The following is an 18,665-nucleotide window of genomic DNA, read 5'->3' on the forward strand; positions in this document are numbered from 1 at the left end:
TATGAAAATTAAGGTTTCAATTTTAGGGGGGAAGCGTCAGGGAGATGCTTTTGAACTGAAGTTAATCGATGAAAAAATCAACTCATCATTATTCATTCTTGAAGATGAAGCTATAGAAATAGCCTTTACGAGTGAAAACTATTACGAAAAGATTTCTTTGTTATTATACGAAAATGAAGTGGAACCTACTTTAATCGAACGTGTAGGCGAGCTTTGGACTTACAGATGGCTTCCCAAAAGGCTAGGGCGTTTTTCATATGAATGTTTTTTCCATAATTACTATGGAATAGCCGAATTAGTACTTGAAGCTCAATACGGTGAAAGGACTGAACTTTTTAGTTTTCAATCGATAGAAGTTCTGGCAAAAAAGTTAAATGCAGAGCGAGTTGATAAGATGCTGAACTATATAGCAAAAATCGATAGTAATGCTCTTTGTGCTTTTTTCAGAGTAACTCGGCGGAAAGCAGGTTTCAAAAATGGGGATACTCCTGCTGAAATTTTACTAGAACAAATTGAAAGCATTGTCGAAATAACGACAACCCTGATAAGAAAAATAATACAAAGACCTATTTCTAAATTAACAAGTCGGGAGAAATATGTTTATCCGAGTGACAACACAAATATTGATGATTTGACGCTGTCATGGCTATGTAGCAACACTGATGAGCTATTTGAAACAGATTCATATGAAAGTGCAATTTTGGAGTTTAACGATGAGCTTTATGGGGCGAGAAAGCTTATTGAGCACCAGGCAGTAGAAGATTCTGACGTTTATGAAAATCAAGTTTTGCATGGTTTTGTTATGACTTTAATTCAAACCACTTCTTCTCTTCTTTCAGGCTTCAAAAACCCTGATAAGTATCCAAATAGAATAAATGGAAGCCCTTTAGGGTATGTTAGTTTTTTCTCTCAAATACAAAAATTTCAGAAGAGTATTAATGGGCGAAAAATTTTAAAATGCAAATCAATATTATCAGATTTACATTCTCTTAAAAGGATAATGGCAGAGGTGATGCCTGCAAAAAAACATATAATCGGAGTGCCCACGTTTACAATGAAAGCCAAAAAGGATCCTTTATACCTTTCTGTTTTCAAAAAGATCGTTGACTGGTACCGATTTGGGAAACCTGATTGGAGTGTTCAAGAAGAGTTATTATCCATACAAAGCATTCCAAAATTGTTTGAATACTATTCTCTTTTCTATATAAGAGAGATATTAGGACAGCATATAGGCTCTAAATCCGCGCCCGAACCAGTTAATGAATCAATATCATTTGTTTTTAATCTTAGAAAAGGGGCTACTCTAAAATTACTATATGAGCCAAAATATTGGATGGCCACCCATCCCATGGCAGACCTAAGAGGTTTGGTTAACAGTGAAGGATGGACAACTTACAATGGTATGGTGACTCATCGTTCTTCCTCAGGGAGATTTTCTAATCGATCTCCCGACTTTGTAATACATATTAGCAATGGGAATGGTATTGACAAGTATCTCATTCTTGATGCGAAGTATACTTCTACTGATAAAGCCTTTTTACATTATTTACCTGAGTTAACGCTTAAATATCTTCATGGACTTCATTCTATTTCAGATGCAAATAGTTCCATCATTGGTTTGATTATTTTAAATCCTGATGAGAAACTACTCATTAGAGATTTCCATAATTCATCATTTGATATTTATTCGGATAGGCCAGCTATGCCATTTTTATTATGCGCTACCATTTCTCCTGGGGAAGAGTATATAAGTAATAATTGTTTCCAACATTCTCTTTTAAAGATGGTAACTCTTATGGAGCAACGTGTTAACACAGAAGGTCAAGGTCGCTACTTAATGAACGTTTTAAGTGCTTAGGGGGATTGTAAAGTTTTACATTAAATATCTCCTGAAGAATTCTATAGATAAAAATAGTGCGTGAATAGCGGAGAGAGTGAATGAAAGACCAATTAAGATAATTGATAGCGATTATTGTTAACGTCAGCGCAAGTTTGTGGATGTTGCTAACTTGTCATGTATACGTAGTATAAAAAAATAAGATCATCATTTTTACGCTCCCGCTCGGGGGCGTTTTTTATCTTTGAAAAAAGGGATCTGGTTTTTTCTCGAAGTGCACGCTTCCCGCTGTCAGGCTGTTTTTTTACATCTGCTGCTGCGGGAGAACACAGTGACCTGGAAAACAACAGCCGAACAAAACGCCATCATCGAGTGGAAGGGCAATCATCTCGTGGTGAATGCCTTTGCCGGTACAGGTAAAACCTCCACTTTAGTGAGTTACGCTGAAGCCAACCCGGAAAGTAAAATGCTTTACCTCGCCTATAATCGCGCTGTGCGGGATGAGGCTGAACGCAAATTCCCCTATAACGTAGAGTGTAAAACGTCGCATCAGCTTGCATGGGCCCGTTTCGGCAAACATTTCCGTGACCGGCTGACAGCCAGTCTGCGCATTACGGATGTGGCCAGAAAGCTCAATACCCGCCACTGGGCGCTGGCGCGGCTGGCGCTCAGCGGGCTGAACATGTTCCTCTGCAGTGCTGACCCCGAGCCGGGGCTGATACATCTGCCGTCTGAGGATGATCGCCACGGTCTCGATGCCGGTAAAATTCTGGGGGCAATACAAATCCTCTGGTATGAAATGAGCCGTACTGATTCAGTCTTTCCCGTCACGCACGACACCTACCTTAAACTGTTCCAGCTCTCTCATCCTGACCTGTCAAAACGCTGGGACACCATCCTCTTCGACGAGGCACAGGACGCCAATCCGGTGACCAGTGCATTTGTACTGAATCAGCCCTGCCGGGTCATTCTGGTCGGCGACCGTTACCAGCAGATATACCGGTTTCGGGGGGCAGATAATGCACTGAGAGCCCCGCAGCTGGTGCAGGCAGACCGGTTGTGGCTGACAGCGAGTTTTCGGTTTGGCCCTGAGGTCGCGCGGATGGCCAACATCCTGCTTGAACGTGCCGGAGAGGAAAAGCGCGTGACAGGTAACGGGGGGCAGGATGCTGTCGTCAGCAGCCTTCCGGCAGGGGCTGAGCATATTGCTGTACTGAGCCGGACGGTATCCGGCGTGATCGGCAGTGCCCTGACGGCGAGCCTTATGGAGAAAAATGTCTTCTGGGTCGGGGGGATTGAAGGCTACAAAACAGAGGAGCTGGAAAACCTGTACTGGTTCTCCGCCGATATGCCTGAAAAGATGCAGTCCCCGCGCCTCAGCCGGGACTACCGGGATTTTGATGAATACTGCTCAATAGCAAAAGCCACACAGGACGTGGAGATGAACCAGGCCATTCGTCTTCTCGATGACTTTTTCCCACTACCGCAAAAGCTGGCCATCATGCGCCGTCAGGTGGTAACCCATGAGAAAGACGCTCAGGTCACGGTTTCAACCGCACACCGCAGCAAAGGGCTGGAATGGCCGGTGGTAATGCTGAGTGAGGATTTTACTGACATTACCGACCCGCTTCTTTCGCAGGATGAGCGGCAGGATGAGACTAACCTGCTGTACGTGGCTGTCACCCGGGCCAGAAGAACGCTTGTGCTTAACGAACTGATGCGCTGGCTGAGTGATGAAGGCGGGAAAAACCGCGAGACGACGCACGAAACCGTACCGTCCGGAAATGGAGAGAGCGCCGACAGGCACGAAGAAACGGGAAAAACTTCTGAGAGTGAGTAACTGGTTTTTTATGGTGAAGCGCGGGGAGTGTCACAACACTGGGCAGCCCTATACCAGGAGAAAATCATGCGCGACAGAATCAGGACCCTTAGGTTTCTGTTTTCAAAAGGTGAACCGGAACCAGCACATCATGTATCCGCTGTCACACCTGCCGGCTACCACACTCCGCGTACGGTCGATACGCTGTGCTGTAGTCCGTTGAGAAAAACCTGCCTGCAACAAATATGGGAAAACAGCTCACTTCCGGCGGATGTTTATCACCGGTTTTATATAACGCCACTGCATGGCTTACTGGCCAGGGTACAGAATGTGCCGGCAACACAGCAGGGAAGGTGGTCGCAGTCAGACGGCTTCGGGGACCTTACGCTGCAGTTCACAACCTGTGCGGTCAGACTGGCCAAAGGATACATGTTTCCACCCGGAGCTGCGCCAGAAGAGCAGGCAGAGCAAAACGTGATGTGGAATGCAGTCATTTTCTGGTCTGCACTGTTCTGGCATTTGCCGCTCCTGGCGTCTCTGGAGGGTGAGCTGCTTGATGGTAAAAGCTGGCTTCCGGGAATAACCGTTCCGGACTCACCTTATCGATTTCGCTTCCGGGAAGCTGACAACTCCTCAGCTTTTGCAGCGCTGGCAGCAGGACAACTTGTGCCAGCAGAGGCGACAGGATGGCTGGCAGAAAATCCCGAAGCTCTGGGCAATCTTACCGGGGCCTTATGGAACCAGCATCCGGCGATGCCACTTATTAGAAGCTTAATGAAGCAAGCTGCTGAAAAGGTGGAATCGCCTTCGCTGGAGGTATCCGGGGCAAATGAGAAAGTTAACACCCTCATAGAGCCGGCCCTTTCAGTTACGCAAACGCCGTCTGATCAAGAGATTGAATCAGAACCGTCAGTAGAAGCAAAACTTAAAACTGCATCGCCAGAAGTTCCAGATTTGCAGGGTATTCAACTCGCATCTTCTATTGCACCGGTGCCGATGGCTGATGACAGCAATCTCGTCAGCAATGAAAAGGCAGGCGAGATTACGGAATGTGATCCAAACGAAACAGAGAAGGCTGATACAGAGATGCTGCTAAGTCTGTTCAGTGCAATTGCAGAGCCTGATATGACCGGGACTGAAGCATGTGATGAAGAGCCTTCAATCAGTACGAGAGCAGAAAGTGTGCCAGAATTTTCCCCCCTTAATGAACTAAGTCCCGAAGCTGATAAGCCTGAGATAAATCAGACAGTAGCAGAAGACTCTTTCCCTGAACGCGCTGTAGAGGATAACATCCCTTTACACAGCATTAACATTGACGCACAAAAAACAGTGATAAAAAAACAGACTGGCACTGAATTTGTCAGGTGGCTTTCTGAAGGACTTAAGAGCAAGCGAATTGATATTAATCAGCCTGATTCGAGGGCGCATGCAGTTGCAGGGTTCATCTTTCTCAGGGTTCCGGACATATTTTATCTTTACATCAGAGAAAGCGGAGCAGAGCTAAGCAGGGATTCCATACAAATTGAATTTGAGAAGCTGCATATTCACAGGGTGCGCAGGGGAGAGCGTTTTATTAAAGCAAAACTGTACCACTCGCCTGGCAAAGAAGGCACGTTTAAACCTGTAAGTGGATATCTTGTCAAGACTACACACCTTTTCAGAGGGGCGTCTTCCCCTGAAGACAGCGGACTTCTGTCTTTCCTGTGAAGGAGGGGCAGTCCATGAGGGCCCTTAAGGGCAGCTTGATTTAGAAAAAGGAAATGCTGTATGTCTGACAAAAACCATTATACGACATGGGAAGAATTGCTTGAGGAGTACTTCTTCGCCCGAAACCTGCGAGCTGCAACAGAATGGAGCTACGCAAAGGTTGTAAAGGGATTCCTGAAATTTACGGGGGCAGACATAACCCCATCAATGGTTACACATCATGAAGTACTCAGATGGCGGCGACATGTACTCAGAGAAAAGCAACAATCGGCGCAGACCTGGAACAATAAAATTGCACATCTCAGGGCCCTCTATAACTATGCTATGGAAAGTGGTTTATTGCCTGCGGGCAAAAACCCTTTTAACAATTGCACTGTACAGCGGGACAGAAAGAAAAAGCGGACTTTAAACCGCTCTCAGCTAACCCGCCTTTATCTGATAATGCAGCAGGCTGAAATTGAATCCAACCGGAAAATTTTCGCACGTGGCGGTCGGAGTGCGCTTTACCCGGCCTGGTTCTGGATAACCGTCCTGGATACGCTCAGATATACGGGAATGAGGCAAAATCAACTGCTGCATATTCAGCTCAGGGACGTCAATCTGACAGAAGGTTATATAGATCTGCGCCTTGAGGGGAGTAAAACGCACAGGGAATGGCGCGTTCCCGTTGTTAAGCAGCTGCGTTTGCGGCTACAGCTTCTTCTTACACGGGCAACGGAGGCTGGAGCCGGGCCAAAAGATAACCTCTTCGATGTCAGTTTTTACATTGCCGGGAAAAAGGCAAAATTTGATAGGAATGATGTGACAGTGATGCATCAAAAGATCCGCTCCTTTTTTCGCCGTCTGTCAAAGGAATGTGGTTTTGCCGTTTCGCCGCACCGTTTCAGACATACCCTGGCTACAGAACTGATGAAAGCACCGGAAAGGAATCTTCAGTTGGTTAAAGATTTACTGGGTCATCGTAGCGTAAGCACAACAATGGAATATGTGGAACTCAATATGGACATTGTGGGAAAAACACTGGAAGAAGAATTGTCGCTGCACACAGATCTCTGTGTAGAAAGGGAATTACAACTATTGACACAAAACTGATTGACTGGGATTATTGCCAGTGATCGAGAACAGGGAGCCTGCGGACACAGGCTCCCTGACTTGAGGGACTGATTCAGAAACGTTAACCAGTGCAGATACGCCTACACCGGAGGACATTCCGTAATGACCGGCCCCTGTATTAACCGCCCGTTAAGGTTCTCATCTCTTAACCAGCGTGCTTTGATGCAAAATTAGTGGTGCCCGGACTCGGAATCGAACCAAGGACACGGGGATTTTCAATCCCCTGCTCTACCGACTGAGCTATCCGGGCAACGGGGCGCATTAAACCGCAATCACGCACGGTCGTCAACACTATTTCGGGAAAAGCTGTTCAACTGCTTAACTTTGCGGCAGTCTGTCGGTTTGCGCGGCGAAATTGCACAAATCTTCCAGACAGGTTTGGCGCAGTGTGACAATGCTGATGAGAAGAGGAGGGCAGTATGGCGAACGACTGGCTTGAGCTGCGTCAGCATTCAGACACGGGCATTGAAACGATTAAAGCGCACTTTGAAGGTCATGCGTTTGATCCGCACTGGCACGATAGCTACCTGGTTGGAATTACCCTTGCCGGTACTCAGCAGTTTCACTGCCGACGAGAGCGCCATCGTAGCCGTCCCGGCGATGCATTTTTACTGGAGCCTGGTGAGATCCACGACGGGGATGCGCCGATAGAAGGCGGGTTTACCTATCTGACGTTTTATCTGGACGAACAGTGGCTGACGAACACGCTGCATGGGCTGTATGACACCGTACCTGGCAGCTATTCGCTGCACTTTGCTCAAACGCTGACGCGAGAGCCGCAGCTGGTGCGTTCGATTGGCGAGACGTTTACCGCGCTTCACAGCGATGAGATGAAAATTGTTCAACAGAGCACGATGGACGGTTTGCTGGCGCAAATTACCTCACACTGCCACTGGCGTAAAAGATTGCCCTCGCAGCTACAGAGCGCGGCGGTGGCCCATCGTGCACGCGACTACCTGTACGCCCATATTGGCGATAACATCGGGCTGTCCGACCTTGCGCGTGAAACCGGGACGGACAGGTTTACCCTGACGCGCTGTTTTAAACGCGAATTTCACCTTGCCCCGCACGCCTGGCTTATCCAGCTGCGGCTGGCAAAAGCACGACAGTGTCTGGCGCGCGGAGAACAGCCAGTCGACGTTGCCGCAGCTCTGGGTTTCGCGGACCAAAGCCACCTGGGGCGCTGGTTCCAGCGGGCATACCGTATTTCGCCAGCCCATTACCGTCGGTTGTGCACAAATCTTCCAGACGTTTCCAGAAAATAGCGTCACATTCATGGCTCTTATAATAAGGAGCCACCTGTGAGTCTGATCCCCTTCCTGCTGTTTGCTTTTGTTGCCTCGATAACGCCGGGGCCAACCAATATTCTGGTGCTGACCAACAGCCAGCATTTTGGTGTGAAAAATACTGTGCCTGCCATTCTGGGCGGCTGTATTGCCGCGAGTGCCATTGTGTTGATTTCAGGGGCGGGCGCAGGGGAAGTGTTGCGTCAGTATCCGTTGATCCGTCAGGTAATGAGCTGGGCGGGTGTGCTGTGGTTAAGCTGGATGAGCTGGCAGTTGTTTAGCGCGCCCGCGGCGAATCTGTCGTCGAAAAGCCCTAACCGCTTTACCGCCCAGGCAGCGGCGCTGTTGCAGGTTGTTAACCCGAAAACCTGGATGATGGCGCTGGCGGTTGTCAGCCTGTTTTCCCCGGCAAGCGATAATGCACTGCGGGATATTGCTCTGATGGCGCTGTGGTTTTTGATTATCTCGATTGCGTGTCTGTTGTGCTGGGCATGGCTTGGCAAGGCGGTGAACAGAATTTTTCGCACCACCGTGGCGATGGTGCGTTTTCAGCGGCTGATGGCGGTGTGCCTGTTTGTTTCCGCCTGGGCCGGGATACTGGCTTAGGTTAACGCACCACCTGAGCGGCACTGGGCAAAACGCAGAATATCTTCTGCAAGACGGTGCGCCGTATCCACGTCGACCTGGCTACGGTTCACCAGCATTCGGCTCAGACACCCTTCGAGTACCAGCTCCATCTGCCTGGCGACCATGGCAGGATCGTCCACTTCAAGCGTGGTGAGCAGCTCGTGGGTAAAGTCATGCGCCGCCCGTTTTTGCTGATTGGCCAACTGGTGAATCGGATGCTCAGGGTCGGGATAGAACGTACAGGCAGCGATAAACAGGCAGCCAGGGTAACGGTTGTTGCTCACGCATTCGGTCAGTGCGGTATAGCGCGCCAGCAATTTTTGTTCGGCCGTCAGCTCTTCATTTAACATGAGCTGCCGACGCCAGATATCGACCTGCTGGCTCAGATAGCGCAGGGCGTCATAATGCAGCGCCTCTTTGTCGGGCCAGAAACGCTTAAGTTCATCCAGAGGGTAATCGATACGGTCGGCTACCATCTCAAGCGTGGTGCTGGCTATCCCTTGAATCTCAAGCAATTGCAGGGCTTGTCCCAGTACGTCTTCGCGTTGCACGGTTTTCTCCTCCGTTTTTCCCAACGGTTTGTTCCGTCTAAAGTGTCGTTTACGGTTGGCGATCGCGCAAATGTGCGCTAAATGCCGCGGCATTCATAAACCCGGTCACGCGAGCCGCGGGCTGCTCCTCGCCCTGTTTATTGAAAAACAGGATGGTGGGCAGGCCGAGCACGTTAAGCTGTTTCAGTAACGCCTTATCCTGCGCGTTGTTCGCGGTGACATTCACCTGAAGCAGCACGGTTTCTTTCAGCGCGCTTTGCACCTGCGGGTCGCTAAAGGTGTATTTCTCGAACTCTTTGCAGGCTACACACCAGTCGGCATACAGATCAAGCATAACGGGCCGGCCATTCGCCTGGGCCAGGGCAGTGTTCAGTTCATCAACGTTCTTAATCTGCGTGAAGTTCAGGTGCGCCTGCGTTTGTGCTGCGGGGGTGCCAAATGCCCAGTCCTGCAATGGACGTACGCTTATCAGTGCGGCGGCCAGCAACAGGATCTGCACCAGGCGCATCCAGGGCTTTGTCGCGCCCAGGCTGGTAATAAACGCCCAGCCAAAGAAAGCCACGCCCAGCATTGCCCACAGGCGCAGGCCCCAAATGTCACCGATGATGCGTTCCAGCAGGAACACCGGCAGCGCCAGGATCACAAAACCAAACGCTGTTTTTACGGTTTCCATCCACGGGCCGCTCTTCGGCAGCAGTCGGTTGCCGAACACCGTCACCAGGATCAGCGGTAAACCCATGCCGAGTGCGTACAGGTAAAGCGTGCCGCCACCCAGCCACAAATTGCCGCTCTGCGCGATGTACAGCAGGATAGCGCTCAGTGGTGCCGTGGTACACGGAGAACAAATCAGCCCGGCAATCGCCCCCATCGCAAACACGCCGCCTGCGGAGCCGCCCTGCTGACGGTTGCTCATCAGCGTTAAGCGGGTTTGCAGCGATGACGGCAGTTGCAGCGTAAACAGGCCAAACATCGACAGTGCCAGCAGGGTAAAGACAACCGACAAGCCGATGAGCACATATGGATGTTGCAGCGCCGCCTGGAACTGGAGCCCGGCGGCGGCGACCACAAGGCCGAGCGCAGTGTAGGTGAGCGCCATTCCCTGCACGTAGATAAAGGCCAGCAGCAGCGCCCGGGCGGTGGACAGACGTTGTTTACCGCCCAGTACAATGCCGGAAATCAGCGGGTACATCGGCAGCACACACGGCGTGAAGGCAATGCCGATACCAATCAGTAAGGCCCAGAGTGCGGAGAACGGAAGCGCAGACCCCGGTTCACTCCCGACGCTCTTCCCGGAAGGTTGAGGAGGAGTGTCTGCGGCCATTTTGACTTCGCTCAGCGGAACGACTTTTGTTTCCGGCGGATAGCAGAAACCGGCGTCCGCGCAGCCCTGATAAGTGACGGTCAATGTGGCGCCTTTATCGGCCTGGTTCACCGTCACCGGCACACTCAGGCGCTGGCGATAAATTTCACTTTTGCCGTAAAACTCGTCTTCGTGCCACTCGCCTTTAGGTAACTGAAGCTGGCCAACGTTCGCCTGTGCAGGGGTAATGCTGACCTGCTTGCGATAGAGGTAATAACCGTCCTTGACCTGCCAGGTCAGATTCAGGTCGTGTTGGTTTTGCTGGAAATCGAAGACGAACGCCTGATCGGCGGGAATAAAGTTAGAGCGGCCGGGTGCATCAAATAACCCGGCAAAAGCTGATGTGCTGCACAGCAGCAGGATCAGCGTAAGGACGCGTTGAGCCATGAGAGATAATCGTTATCGCCGTGTACCACCGGGAGTACCAGCAGTTCCGGGGTTTGGTAAGGATGATGAGACTTGAGACAATCGAGGAGCGCCTGCTGATTCACCGTGTTGGTTTTCAGCAGCATTTGTACTTCGTACTCCTGTTCCAGTTTACCTTCCCAGTAATACAGGGAGGTGGCGCCGGGGAGGAGGGTGACGCAGGCTGCCAGTTTTTCTGCCAGCACTTTGGCGGCAAGATCCTGGGCAGAAGCTTCATCTGGAGCGGTACAAAGCACAACAACAGCGTCTGGTGTATTCACAGGTCGACCTCGTTATCGCGAAAAAAAACACTATACCATGCGAGGGCGCTGCTCATTAATGAATCGGGCCGCATAGCGACCCGATTTTAACTATTTTTACAACCACAATGGGTTTACAGCACGATACCGCCGATGATAAAGCCGAGGATGACGCAAAGCGAAATCGCGACTACGCCCGGGATCAGGAACGCGTGGTTAAACACATATTTACCGATACGGGTAGAGCCGGTGTCGTCCATTTCAACCGCCGCCAGCAGGGTTGGGTAAGTCGGCAGTACGAACAGCGCAGACACCGCCGCAAAAGAGGCAATTGCCGTCAGCGGGGTTACGCCAAGCATCAGTGCCGCCGGCATCAGCGCTTTGGTAGTCGCCGCCTGGGAGTACAGCAGCGTTGCAGCGAAGAACAGCACCACAGCCAGCAGCCACGGGTAGTTATGCAGCAGGTCACCGGCAACGGTCTGGATATCCGAGATATGCGCTTTCACGAAAGTATCACCAAGCCAGGCGACGCCCAGTACGCACACACAGGCGCTCATACCGGACTTAAAGGTGCTGGCGTTCAGCACTTCGCTAGTGTCGATTTTACAGGTGATGCTAATCAGTGCGGCGATGGTCAACATGAACACCACAATCGCTTCGTTACGTGGCAGAACTGGGTTTTGAATCAGCCCTACGGTATCGCTGATGGCGGTAGCGTAGAACATGACTGCCACAATGCCGATCAGGAACAGCAGCACAGAGCGTTTCGCGTGGGGTTTCAGCTCGAAGACCTGGCTGCCGCGCAGTTTCACTTCTCCTTTTGCCAGCCGCTCCTGGTAGACCGGATCGTCTTTCAGGTCAGCACCGAGGAAGTTACACAGCACGGCGGTGATCATCACCGCAATCAGCGTGACCGGAATACAGATCCCCAGCAGTGTCAGGTAGCTCACGCCCATTGGCTCCAGGATGCCCGCAAAGAAGACCACGGCAGCGGAAATCGGTGAAGCGGTGATGGCAATCTGGGACGCCACCACAGCGATGGAGAGCGGACGAGACGGGCGAATGCCTTGCTCTTTCGCCACTTCAGTAATGACCGGCAGCGTGGAGAACGCCGTGTGGCCAGTCCCGGCGAGAATGGTCATAAACCATGTCACCAGTGGTGCAAGGAAGGTAATGTATTTTGGATGGCGGCGCAGCATACGCTCCGCCAGGCTCACCAGGTAGTCCATACCACCCGCCACCTGCATGGCAGCGATAGCGGCAATAACGGCCATGATGATTTCGATAACGTCAAAAGGGATTGCGCCGGGTTTGATCTGAAAGATAAGGGTAAGAACGAGCACCCCGAGACCACCGGCAAAACCGATGCCGATACCCCCGAGTCGTGCGCCCAAATAAATCGCCAACAAGACGATAACGAGTTCTGCTCCAAACATAAGTGCCTTCCTTGTTTATTAACAAGTTGATATTAAATTGTTGTGTAATTGGTAACGCTTAAAAAGAAAAAAGGCACGTCACAAGTGACGTGCCTTTCGCAAGCTTAGCCTGAACTGCTACTGTTCGCTTTCATCGGTATAACGTTTCGCTTTATACGCTGGGTGCATCAGGTTTTGCGCAGAGAAAATGTCGTCCAGCTCCGCTTCGGTCAACAGACCGCGCTCCAGCACAACTTCACGCACGCTCTTACCGGTTTCAGCACAAATCTTACCGACGATGTCGCCGTTATGGTGGCCGATGAACGGGTTGAGGTAGGTGACGATGCCGATGGAGTTATACACATAGCCTTCACACACTTCTTTATTCGCGGTGATACCGTTAATGCATTTTTCCAGCAGGTTGTAGCATGCGTTGGTCAGGATGTGGATGGATTCAAACATCGCCTGGCCAATCACCGGCTCCATCACGTTCAGCTGCAACTGACCCGCTTCAGAGGCCATGGTCACGGTGGTGTCGTTACCAATGACTTTGAAGCAGACCTGGTTCACCACTTCTGGCACCACCGGGTTGACTTTGGCTGGCATGATAGAGGAACCCGCCTGGAGTTCCGGCAGGTTGATTTCATTCAGGCCAGCGCGCGGGCCGGAAGAGAGCAGGCGCAGGTCGTTACAGATTTTGGACAGTTTCACTGCCAGACGTTTCAGCGCGCTGTGTACCATCACATATGCGCCGCAGTCGGAGGTGGCTTCAATCAGGTCTTCAGCCGGGACAACCGGCAGGTTAGATACTTCGGCCAGTTTCTGCACCGCCAGCTGCTGATAGCCGTCCGGGGTGTTCAGACGTGTACCGATGGCGGTTGCGCCCAGGTTCACTTCCAGCAGCAGTTCAGAGGTGCGCAGCAGGTTTTTGGTTTCTTCATTCAGCAGCACGTTAAACGCGTGGAATTCCTGACCGAGGGTCATTGGAACCGCGTCCTGCAACTGGGTACGCCCCATTTTCAGGATGTCCTGGAACTCAACGGCTTTACGCTGGAAGCCATCTCCCAACTGGTTGATAGCGTCGACCAGTTTCACCACGGAGGCATACACTGCGATGCGGAAACCGGTAGGGTAGGCATCGTTGGTGGACTGGCATTTATTCACGTGGTCGTTAGGGTTGAGGTACTGGTATTCACCTTTTTGATGACCCATCAGCTCCAGGGCGATGTTTGCCAGCACTTCGTTGGTATTCATGTTGACGGAGGTACCCGCGCCGCCCTGATAGACGTCAACCGGGAACTGATCCATGCATTTGCCGTTGTTCAGCACTTCATCGCACGCGGCGATTATCGCATTTGCAGCGCTTTTCGGAATGGTTTGCAGCTCTTTGTTTGCCAGTGCTGCGGCTTTCTTTACCATCACCATGCCACGCACAAACTCAGGGATGTCGCTGATTTTGCTGTTGCTGATGTAGAAGTTTTCAATCGCTCTCAGAGTGTGAACACCGTAGTAGGCATCCGCTGGAACTTCCCTGGTACCCAACAAATCTTCTTCGATACGAATGTTGTTTAACATGTGAACCTTCTTTTCAAGCTGCCGATGGATTGTACTAAACACACAGTATTTATGTGGTTTTGAATATTTTATGACCGACGATTATTCCCTCAATCGGCCACATGCTCGAGATCATATGCTGATAATAGCGAATTGCCGTAATCTGGATCACTTATTATCGACCCGATAACATGATAATTATTAATCTGTGAAATGAGTCACCGCTTTAATATTTCCAAAAAAAATATCCGTGCAAACTGATTGAATTTTGGCTAACCGCCTCCATCTGTTCTACACGCGAGTTGCGAACACATTCAGACAGAGGCCAGGCGCCTCTGCCACACAGGAGATGCCAGTGCGCTGGATACCGTTTATTGCTTTTTTTCTCTATGTTTACATTGAGATTTCGATTTTTATCCAGGTCGCCCATGTGCTTGGCGTCCTGCTGACGTTGATCCTGGTTATCTTCACGTCGGTGATTGGGATGTCGCTGGTGCGTAATCAGGGTTTCAAAAATTTCCTGTTAATGCAGCAGAAGATGGCCGCAGGTGAAAGCCCGGCCGCTGAGATGATCAAAAGCGTGTCGCTGATTATTGCGGGCTTGATGCTGATCCTGCCGGGGTTCTTTACCGACTTCCTGGGGCTGTTGTTGCTGTTACCGCCGGTGCAAAAGCACCTGACCATGAAGTTAATGCCCCACCTGAGCTTTGGCCGAATGCCGGGCGGTGGTTTCAGTGCCGGACCTGGCAATACGTTTGATGGCGAATACCAGCGTAAAGACGAGCAGCACGACCGGTTAGATAATAAAGACGATCGTTGATGTCATGCCCGGTGGTTTAGCGCCACCGGGCGTTATTCAGAGTGAACTTCGCGTCGGCAAAAACAGCCAAAGCCCCGCCAGCATTACAATGGCGTACAAACTCTTCCAGCCCACCATCGCCAGCAGCAGCAAACAGAGCACCCCACCGATAATGGCCAGCGCTTTAAAGCGACCTTTCAGCAGTCGACAACCCGCCAGCATACACAGCAGATAAATCATGATGAAAATGCCGTTGGCATAGACGATCAACGCATCAAGATTGATATTCAGCCAGTAAATACCCAGGGTACTCAGCACGCAGCAACCCAGTACCGTGTTCAGCGCATTCAGTGGAAGCTGGCGTTTTGACAGCTGCGCGAGGCGGCTTTCCGGCTTGTACAGCGCTTGCGACCACACCAGACGGGCGAAGCTCTGTATGTAAATATTGAGGCTAGCGAAGCAGGCGAGATAACCAATCACGCAGGCCACCCACAGGGCTTTGACGCCGAAAAGTGTCACCACAATACCAGGCAGCGACGCCGCTGCGGCTTTATCTTCACCAAAGGCATTAAAGTGCAGTACCAGCACGGTACAGGCCCAGTAGACAGTGCCTGCCAGCAGCAGACCAATCATCAGCGCGCGCGGGAAATCGCGCTCGGGTTGTTTAAATTCCGATGCCAGATGCGCGAACGCCTCAAGACCCACGAAACACCAGAACATTACCGAAAGTGCAGCGAAAAGCTGTGAATGGTCGACATCGCTCACCACCGGGAAGGGGATTTCCGCCACGGTGATGTTGCCTGCCCACCAGATAGCGGCAATCAGGGCGACAATAAGCACCGCGACCAGCGTTTGCAGATTGGCGCTGGAGCTGGCCCCACGCGAGCCGACCCACCAGACAATCGCCAGCGTACCCAGCTCGGCAAACAGCAGCTGTTCGTCATGCCAGCCAAACAGCGCCTGCCCGAAGCCCGTAGCGATATGCAGCGCGGCAGGTAGCCCAACAGGGATCACCGATAGAAAAAGCCAGCCAGTCACACGCTCCAGGCGTGGGCCAAAGGCCATACCGACAAAGTGAGCGACACCGCCTGCGCTGGGAAAGTGCCGCCCGAGTACAGCAAAGACAATCGCTACCGGAAAAACCAGCACAATCAATACCGGCCACGCCCACAGGCTGTTATTCCCGGCGACCAGCGCCGCGAGCGCGGGAACAGCGAAAACCCCCGTGCCTAACAAGGAAGTTGAGAGTAAGCCCACGCCCTGCGCGAGTCCCAACTCCTGTTTCAGTCCACTCATTTACATCGTCCTGCCACCATCCAAAGAGAGGCGATGGTAACACTTTCGCAAATTTTTTTTCGACTACCCCTTGAAGGGGTAAAAAGCTATCCCCATCTCTCAGGGCACTAGCCGGAAAACCGTGTACGGACCGGCGTCATCCATAACTGATAATGACTTTCTCAAAGGAGAGCTATCAATGAGTATTCGTCCGTTACATGATCGTGTGATCGTCAAACGTAAAGAAGTTGAAACCAAATCTGCTGGCGGCATCGTTCTGACCGGTTCCGCAGCGGCAAAATCAACGCGTGGCGAAATCATCGCTGTCGGTAAGGGCCGCATCCTGGAAAACGGAACTGTGCAGCCACTGGACGTTAAAGTTGGTGACATCGTAATTTTCAACGATGGCTACGGCGTGAAATCCGAGAAGATCGACAATGAAGAAGTGTTGATCATGTCCGAAAGCGACATTCTGGCAATTGTTGAAGCGTAATTACGCACGAGAATTTGAGGAACTAAGAACATGGCAGCTAAAGACGTAAAATTCGGTAATGACGCTCGTGTAAAAATGCTGCGCGGCGTGAACGTACTGGCAGATGCAGTTAAAGTGACCCTGGGCCCGAAAGGCCGTAACGTAGTGCTGGACAAATCCTTCGGCGCGCCAACCATCACTAAAGATGGTGTTTCTGTAGCACGTGAAATCGAGCTGGAAGACAAGTTCGAAAACATGGGCGCGCAGATGGTGAAAGAAGTTGCCTCTAAAGCGAACGACGCAGCAGGCGACGGTACTACCACTGCAACCGTACTGGCACAGGCAATCATCGCAGAAGGCCTGAAAGCCGTTGCTGCGGGCATGAACCCAATGGATCTGAAACGTGGTATCGACAAAGCTGTCGCTGCTGCCGTTGAAGAGCTGAAAGCGCTGTCCGTACCGTGCTCTGACTCTAAAGCCATTGCTCAGGTTGGTACTATCTCCGCTAACTCCGACGAAACCGTAGGTAAACTGATCGCTGAAGCGATGGATAAAGTCGGTAAAGAAGGCGTGATCACCGTTGAAGACGGTACCGGTCTGGAAGACGAACTGGACGTGGTTGAAGGTATGCAGTTCGACCGCGGTTACCTGTCCCCATACTTCATCAACAAACCAGAAACGGGTGCTGTTGAGCTGGAAAGCCCATTCATTCTGCTGGCTGACAAAAAAATCTCCAACATCCGCGAAATGCTGCCAGTTCTGGAAGCCGTTGCGAAAGCAGGCAAACCACTGGTTATCATCGCTGAAGATGTTGAAGGCGAAGCGCTGGCGACTCTGGTGGTTAACACCATGCGTGGCATCGTGAAAGTGGCCGCGGTTAAAGCACCTGGCTTCGGCGATCGTCGTAAAGCTATGTTGCAGGACATCGCAACCCTGACTGGCGGTACTGTTATCTCTGAAGAGATCGGTATGGAGCTGGAAAAAGCGACCCTGGAAGACCTGGGCCAGGCTAAACGCGTTGTGATCAACAAAGACACCACCACCATCATCGATGGCGTGGGCGACGAAGCTGTTATTCAGGGCCGCGTTGGTCAGATCCGTAAGCAAATTGAAGAAGCAACTTCTGATTACGACCGTGAAAAACTGCAGGAGCGCGTAGCGAAACTGGCAGGCGGCGTGGCAGTTATCAAAGTTGGTGCTGCAACTGAAGTTGAAATGAAAGAGAAAAAAGCACGCGTTGACGACGCTCTGCACGCGACCCGTGCAGCAGTAGAAGAAGGCGTGGTTGCGGGTGGTGGTGTTGCGCTGGTGCGCGTTGCCGCTAAACTGGTTAACCTGACTGCGCAGAACGAAGATCAGAACGTGGGTATCAAAGTTGCGCTGCGCGCAATGGAAGCACCACTGCGTCAGATCGTGTCCAACGCCGGTGAAGAACCCTCTGTTGTGGCAAACAACGTGAAAGCGGGCGAAGGTAACTACGGTTACAACGCAGCCACTGAAGAATACGGCAACATGATCGACTTCGGTATCCTCGACCCAACTAAAGTGACCCGTTCTGCATTGCAGTACGCGGCATCTGTTGCTGGCCTGATGATCACCACCGAGTGCATGGTGACCGATATGCCTAAAGGCGATGCGCCTGACTTAGGTGCTGCTGGTATGGGCGGCATGGGCGGTATGGGCGGCATGATGTAATCGTGCGCTATACAGCTTAGATTGTGAAAAACCCCCGGGCAGAAATGCTCGGGGGTTTTTCTTTTGGTCATCTTTTTAGTATAAGGTTTAGACACGGACAACTACTGTCCAGCTTATTGAAAACGAGGAATAACATGCGCGTAAAAGTCTGTGCAGGGATCGTGGGAGCAGCATTGCTGCTGGCAGGTTGTAGTTCCAGCAATGAGCTGTCAGCAGCGGGCCAGGGTGTTCGCTTTGTGGAAGATAAGCCGGGTAGCGAGTGCCAGTTATTAGGTACGGCAAGCGGTGAGCAAAGCAACTGGATGTCGGGCCAGCATGGTGAAGAAGGCGGCTCTATGCGTGGTGCGGCGAATGCCCTGCGTAACCAGGCTGCGGCGATGGGCGGTAACGTGATTTATGGCGTGAGCAGCCCGTCGCAGGGGATGTTGTCGAGCTTTGTGCCGACAGCCAGCCAGATGAATGGCCAGGTTTATAAGTGCCCGAACTGATT

16 protein-coding genes and 1 tRNA gene are annotated in these 18,665 nt (G+C 51.4%); 10 read left to right on the forward strand and 7 right to left on the reverse strand.

What is annotated here, in order from left to right:
- Position 1: 1 nt before the first annotated feature.
- The 4 genes from HV107_RS12255 to HV107_RS12270 all read left to right on the forward strand — a co-directional run bounded on the left by HV107_RS12255 (position 2) and on the right by HV107_RS12270 (position 6,455).
- The gene (locus tag HV107_RS12255; RefSeq protein WP_029591439.1) at positions 2-1,858 is read left to right on the forward strand and encodes a DUF2357 domain-containing protein; all 1,857 of its coding nucleotides are present in this window, start codon (positions 2-4) and stop codon (positions 1,856-1,858) included.
- Between the two features lie 310 nt (positions 1,859-2,168).
- A complete protein-coding gene (locus HV107_RS12260) occupies positions 2,169-3,677 on the forward strand; it encodes a UvrD-helicase domain-containing protein (RefSeq protein ID WP_029591438.1) in 1,509 nt (502 codons plus the stop codon).
- Between the two features lie 66 nt (positions 3,678-3,743).
- The gene (locus HV107_RS12265) at positions 3,744-5,363 is read left to right on the forward strand and encodes a TraI domain-containing protein (protein WP_016807924.1); all 1,620 of its coding nucleotides are present in this window, start codon (positions 3,744-3,746) and stop codon (positions 5,361-5,363) included.
- A 60-nt stretch (positions 5,364-5,423) separates the two neighbouring features.
- Positions 5,424-6,455: a site-specific integrase gene (locus HV107_RS12270; protein ID WP_016807923.1), complete on the forward strand. Its 1,032-nt coding sequence runs from the start codon at positions 5,424-5,426 to the stop codon at positions 6,453-6,455.
- 195 nt (positions 6,456-6,650) lie between these two features.
- On the opposite strand, the gene HV107_RS12275 is transcribed toward HV107_RS12270, so the two are convergent.
- Positions 6,651-6,726: transfer RNA gene (locus HV107_RS12275), tRNA-Phe, on the reverse strand.
- Between the two features lie 169 nt (positions 6,727-6,895).
- Here HV107_RS12275 and HV107_RS12280 point away from each other — a divergent pair.
- Together HV107_RS12280 and HV107_RS12285 are read left to right on the forward strand one after the other, a co-directional pair.
- The gene (locus HV107_RS12280; RefSeq protein WP_182063346.1) at positions 6,896-7,741 is read left to right on the forward strand and encodes an AraC family transcriptional regulator; all 846 of its coding nucleotides are present in this window, start codon (positions 6,896-6,898) and stop codon (positions 7,739-7,741) included.
- Between the two features lie 36 nt (positions 7,742-7,777).
- A complete protein-coding gene (locus HV107_RS12285; RefSeq protein ID WP_182063347.1) occupies positions 7,778-8,368 on the forward strand; it encodes a LysE family translocator in 591 nt (196 codons plus the stop codon).
- On the opposite strand, the gene HV107_RS12290 is transcribed toward HV107_RS12285, so the two are convergent.
- The 5 genes from HV107_RS12290 to aspA all read right to left on the reverse strand — a co-directional run bounded on the left by HV107_RS12290 (position 8,365) and on the right by aspA (position 13,955).
- On the reverse strand, positions 8,365-8,940 hold the full coding sequence (locus tag HV107_RS12290) for a transcriptional regulator (protein WP_182063348.1): 576 nt from the start codon (positions 8,938-8,940) through the stop codon (positions 8,365-8,367). The two genes, HV107_RS12285 and HV107_RS12290, sit on opposite strands and share 4 nt — an antisense overlap.
- Before the next feature lie 49 nt (positions 8,941-8,989).
- A complete protein-coding gene (locus HV107_RS12295; RefSeq protein ID WP_182063349.1) occupies positions 8,990-10,687 on the reverse strand; it encodes a protein-disulfide reductase DsbD in 1,698 nt (565 codons plus the stop codon).
- Positions 10,663-10,986 (reverse strand): divalent cation tolerance protein CutA, encoded by a 324-nt coding sequence (gene cutA / locus HV107_RS12300; RefSeq protein ID WP_014068585.1) that lies wholly within the window; start codon positions 10,984-10,986, stop codon positions 10,663-10,665. The genes HV107_RS12295 and cutA overlap by 25 nt, the downstream gene beginning before the upstream one ends.
- Before the next feature lie 113 nt (positions 10,987-11,099).
- Positions 11,100-12,401 (reverse strand): anaerobic C4-dicarboxylate transporter, encoded by a 1,302-nt coding sequence (locus tag HV107_RS12305; protein WP_182063350.1) that lies wholly within the window; start codon positions 12,399-12,401, stop codon positions 11,100-11,102.
- Between the two features lie 117 nt (positions 12,402-12,518).
- The gene (gene aspA / locus HV107_RS12310) at positions 12,519-13,955 is read right to left on the reverse strand and encodes an aspartate ammonia-lyase (protein WP_182063351.1); all 1,437 of its coding nucleotides are present in this window, start codon (positions 13,953-13,955) and stop codon (positions 12,519-12,521) included.
- A gap of 334 nt (positions 13,956-14,289) precedes the next feature.
- Between aspA and HV107_RS12315 the strand changes: the two genes are divergently transcribed.
- The gene (locus HV107_RS12315) at positions 14,290-14,754 is read left to right on the forward strand and encodes an FxsA family protein (protein ID WP_182063352.1); all 465 of its coding nucleotides are present in this window, start codon (positions 14,290-14,292) and stop codon (positions 14,752-14,754) included.
- A gap of 36 nt (positions 14,755-14,790) precedes the next feature.
- On the opposite strand, the gene yjeH is transcribed toward HV107_RS12315, so the two are convergent.
- Positions 14,791-16,029, reverse strand: coding sequence for an L-methionine/branched-chain amino acid transporter (gene yjeH, locus HV107_RS12320; protein WP_182063353.1), 1,239 nt, complete (start codon positions 16,027-16,029; stop codon positions 14,791-14,793).
- 178 nt (positions 16,030-16,207) lie between these two features.
- Between yjeH and HV107_RS12325 the strand changes: the two genes are divergently transcribed.
- The 3 genes from HV107_RS12325 (at position 16,208) to HV107_RS12335 (ending at position 18,663) form a co-directional block, all read left to right on the forward strand.
- Positions 16,208-16,501: a co-chaperone GroES gene (locus HV107_RS12325; protein ID WP_003855929.1), complete on the forward strand. Its 294-nt coding sequence runs from the start codon at positions 16,208-16,210 to the stop codon at positions 16,499-16,501.
- A 30-nt stretch (positions 16,502-16,531) separates the two neighbouring features.
- Positions 16,532-18,175: a chaperonin GroEL gene (gene groL / locus HV107_RS12330; protein ID WP_182063354.1), complete on the forward strand. Its 1,644-nt coding sequence runs from the start codon at positions 16,532-16,534 to the stop codon at positions 18,173-18,175.
- A 134-nt stretch (positions 18,176-18,309) separates the two neighbouring features.
- Entirely contained in the window at positions 18,310-18,663 is a 354-nt protein-coding gene (locus HV107_RS12335; protein WP_182063355.1) for a DUF4156 domain-containing protein, read from the forward strand.
- Positions 18,664-18,665: the final 2 nt, after the last annotated feature.

Source organism: Enterobacter sp. RHBSTW-00175 (assembly GCF_013927005.1).
Classification (GTDB): Bacteria; Pseudomonadota; Gammaproteobacteria; order Enterobacterales; family Enterobacteriaceae; genus Enterobacter.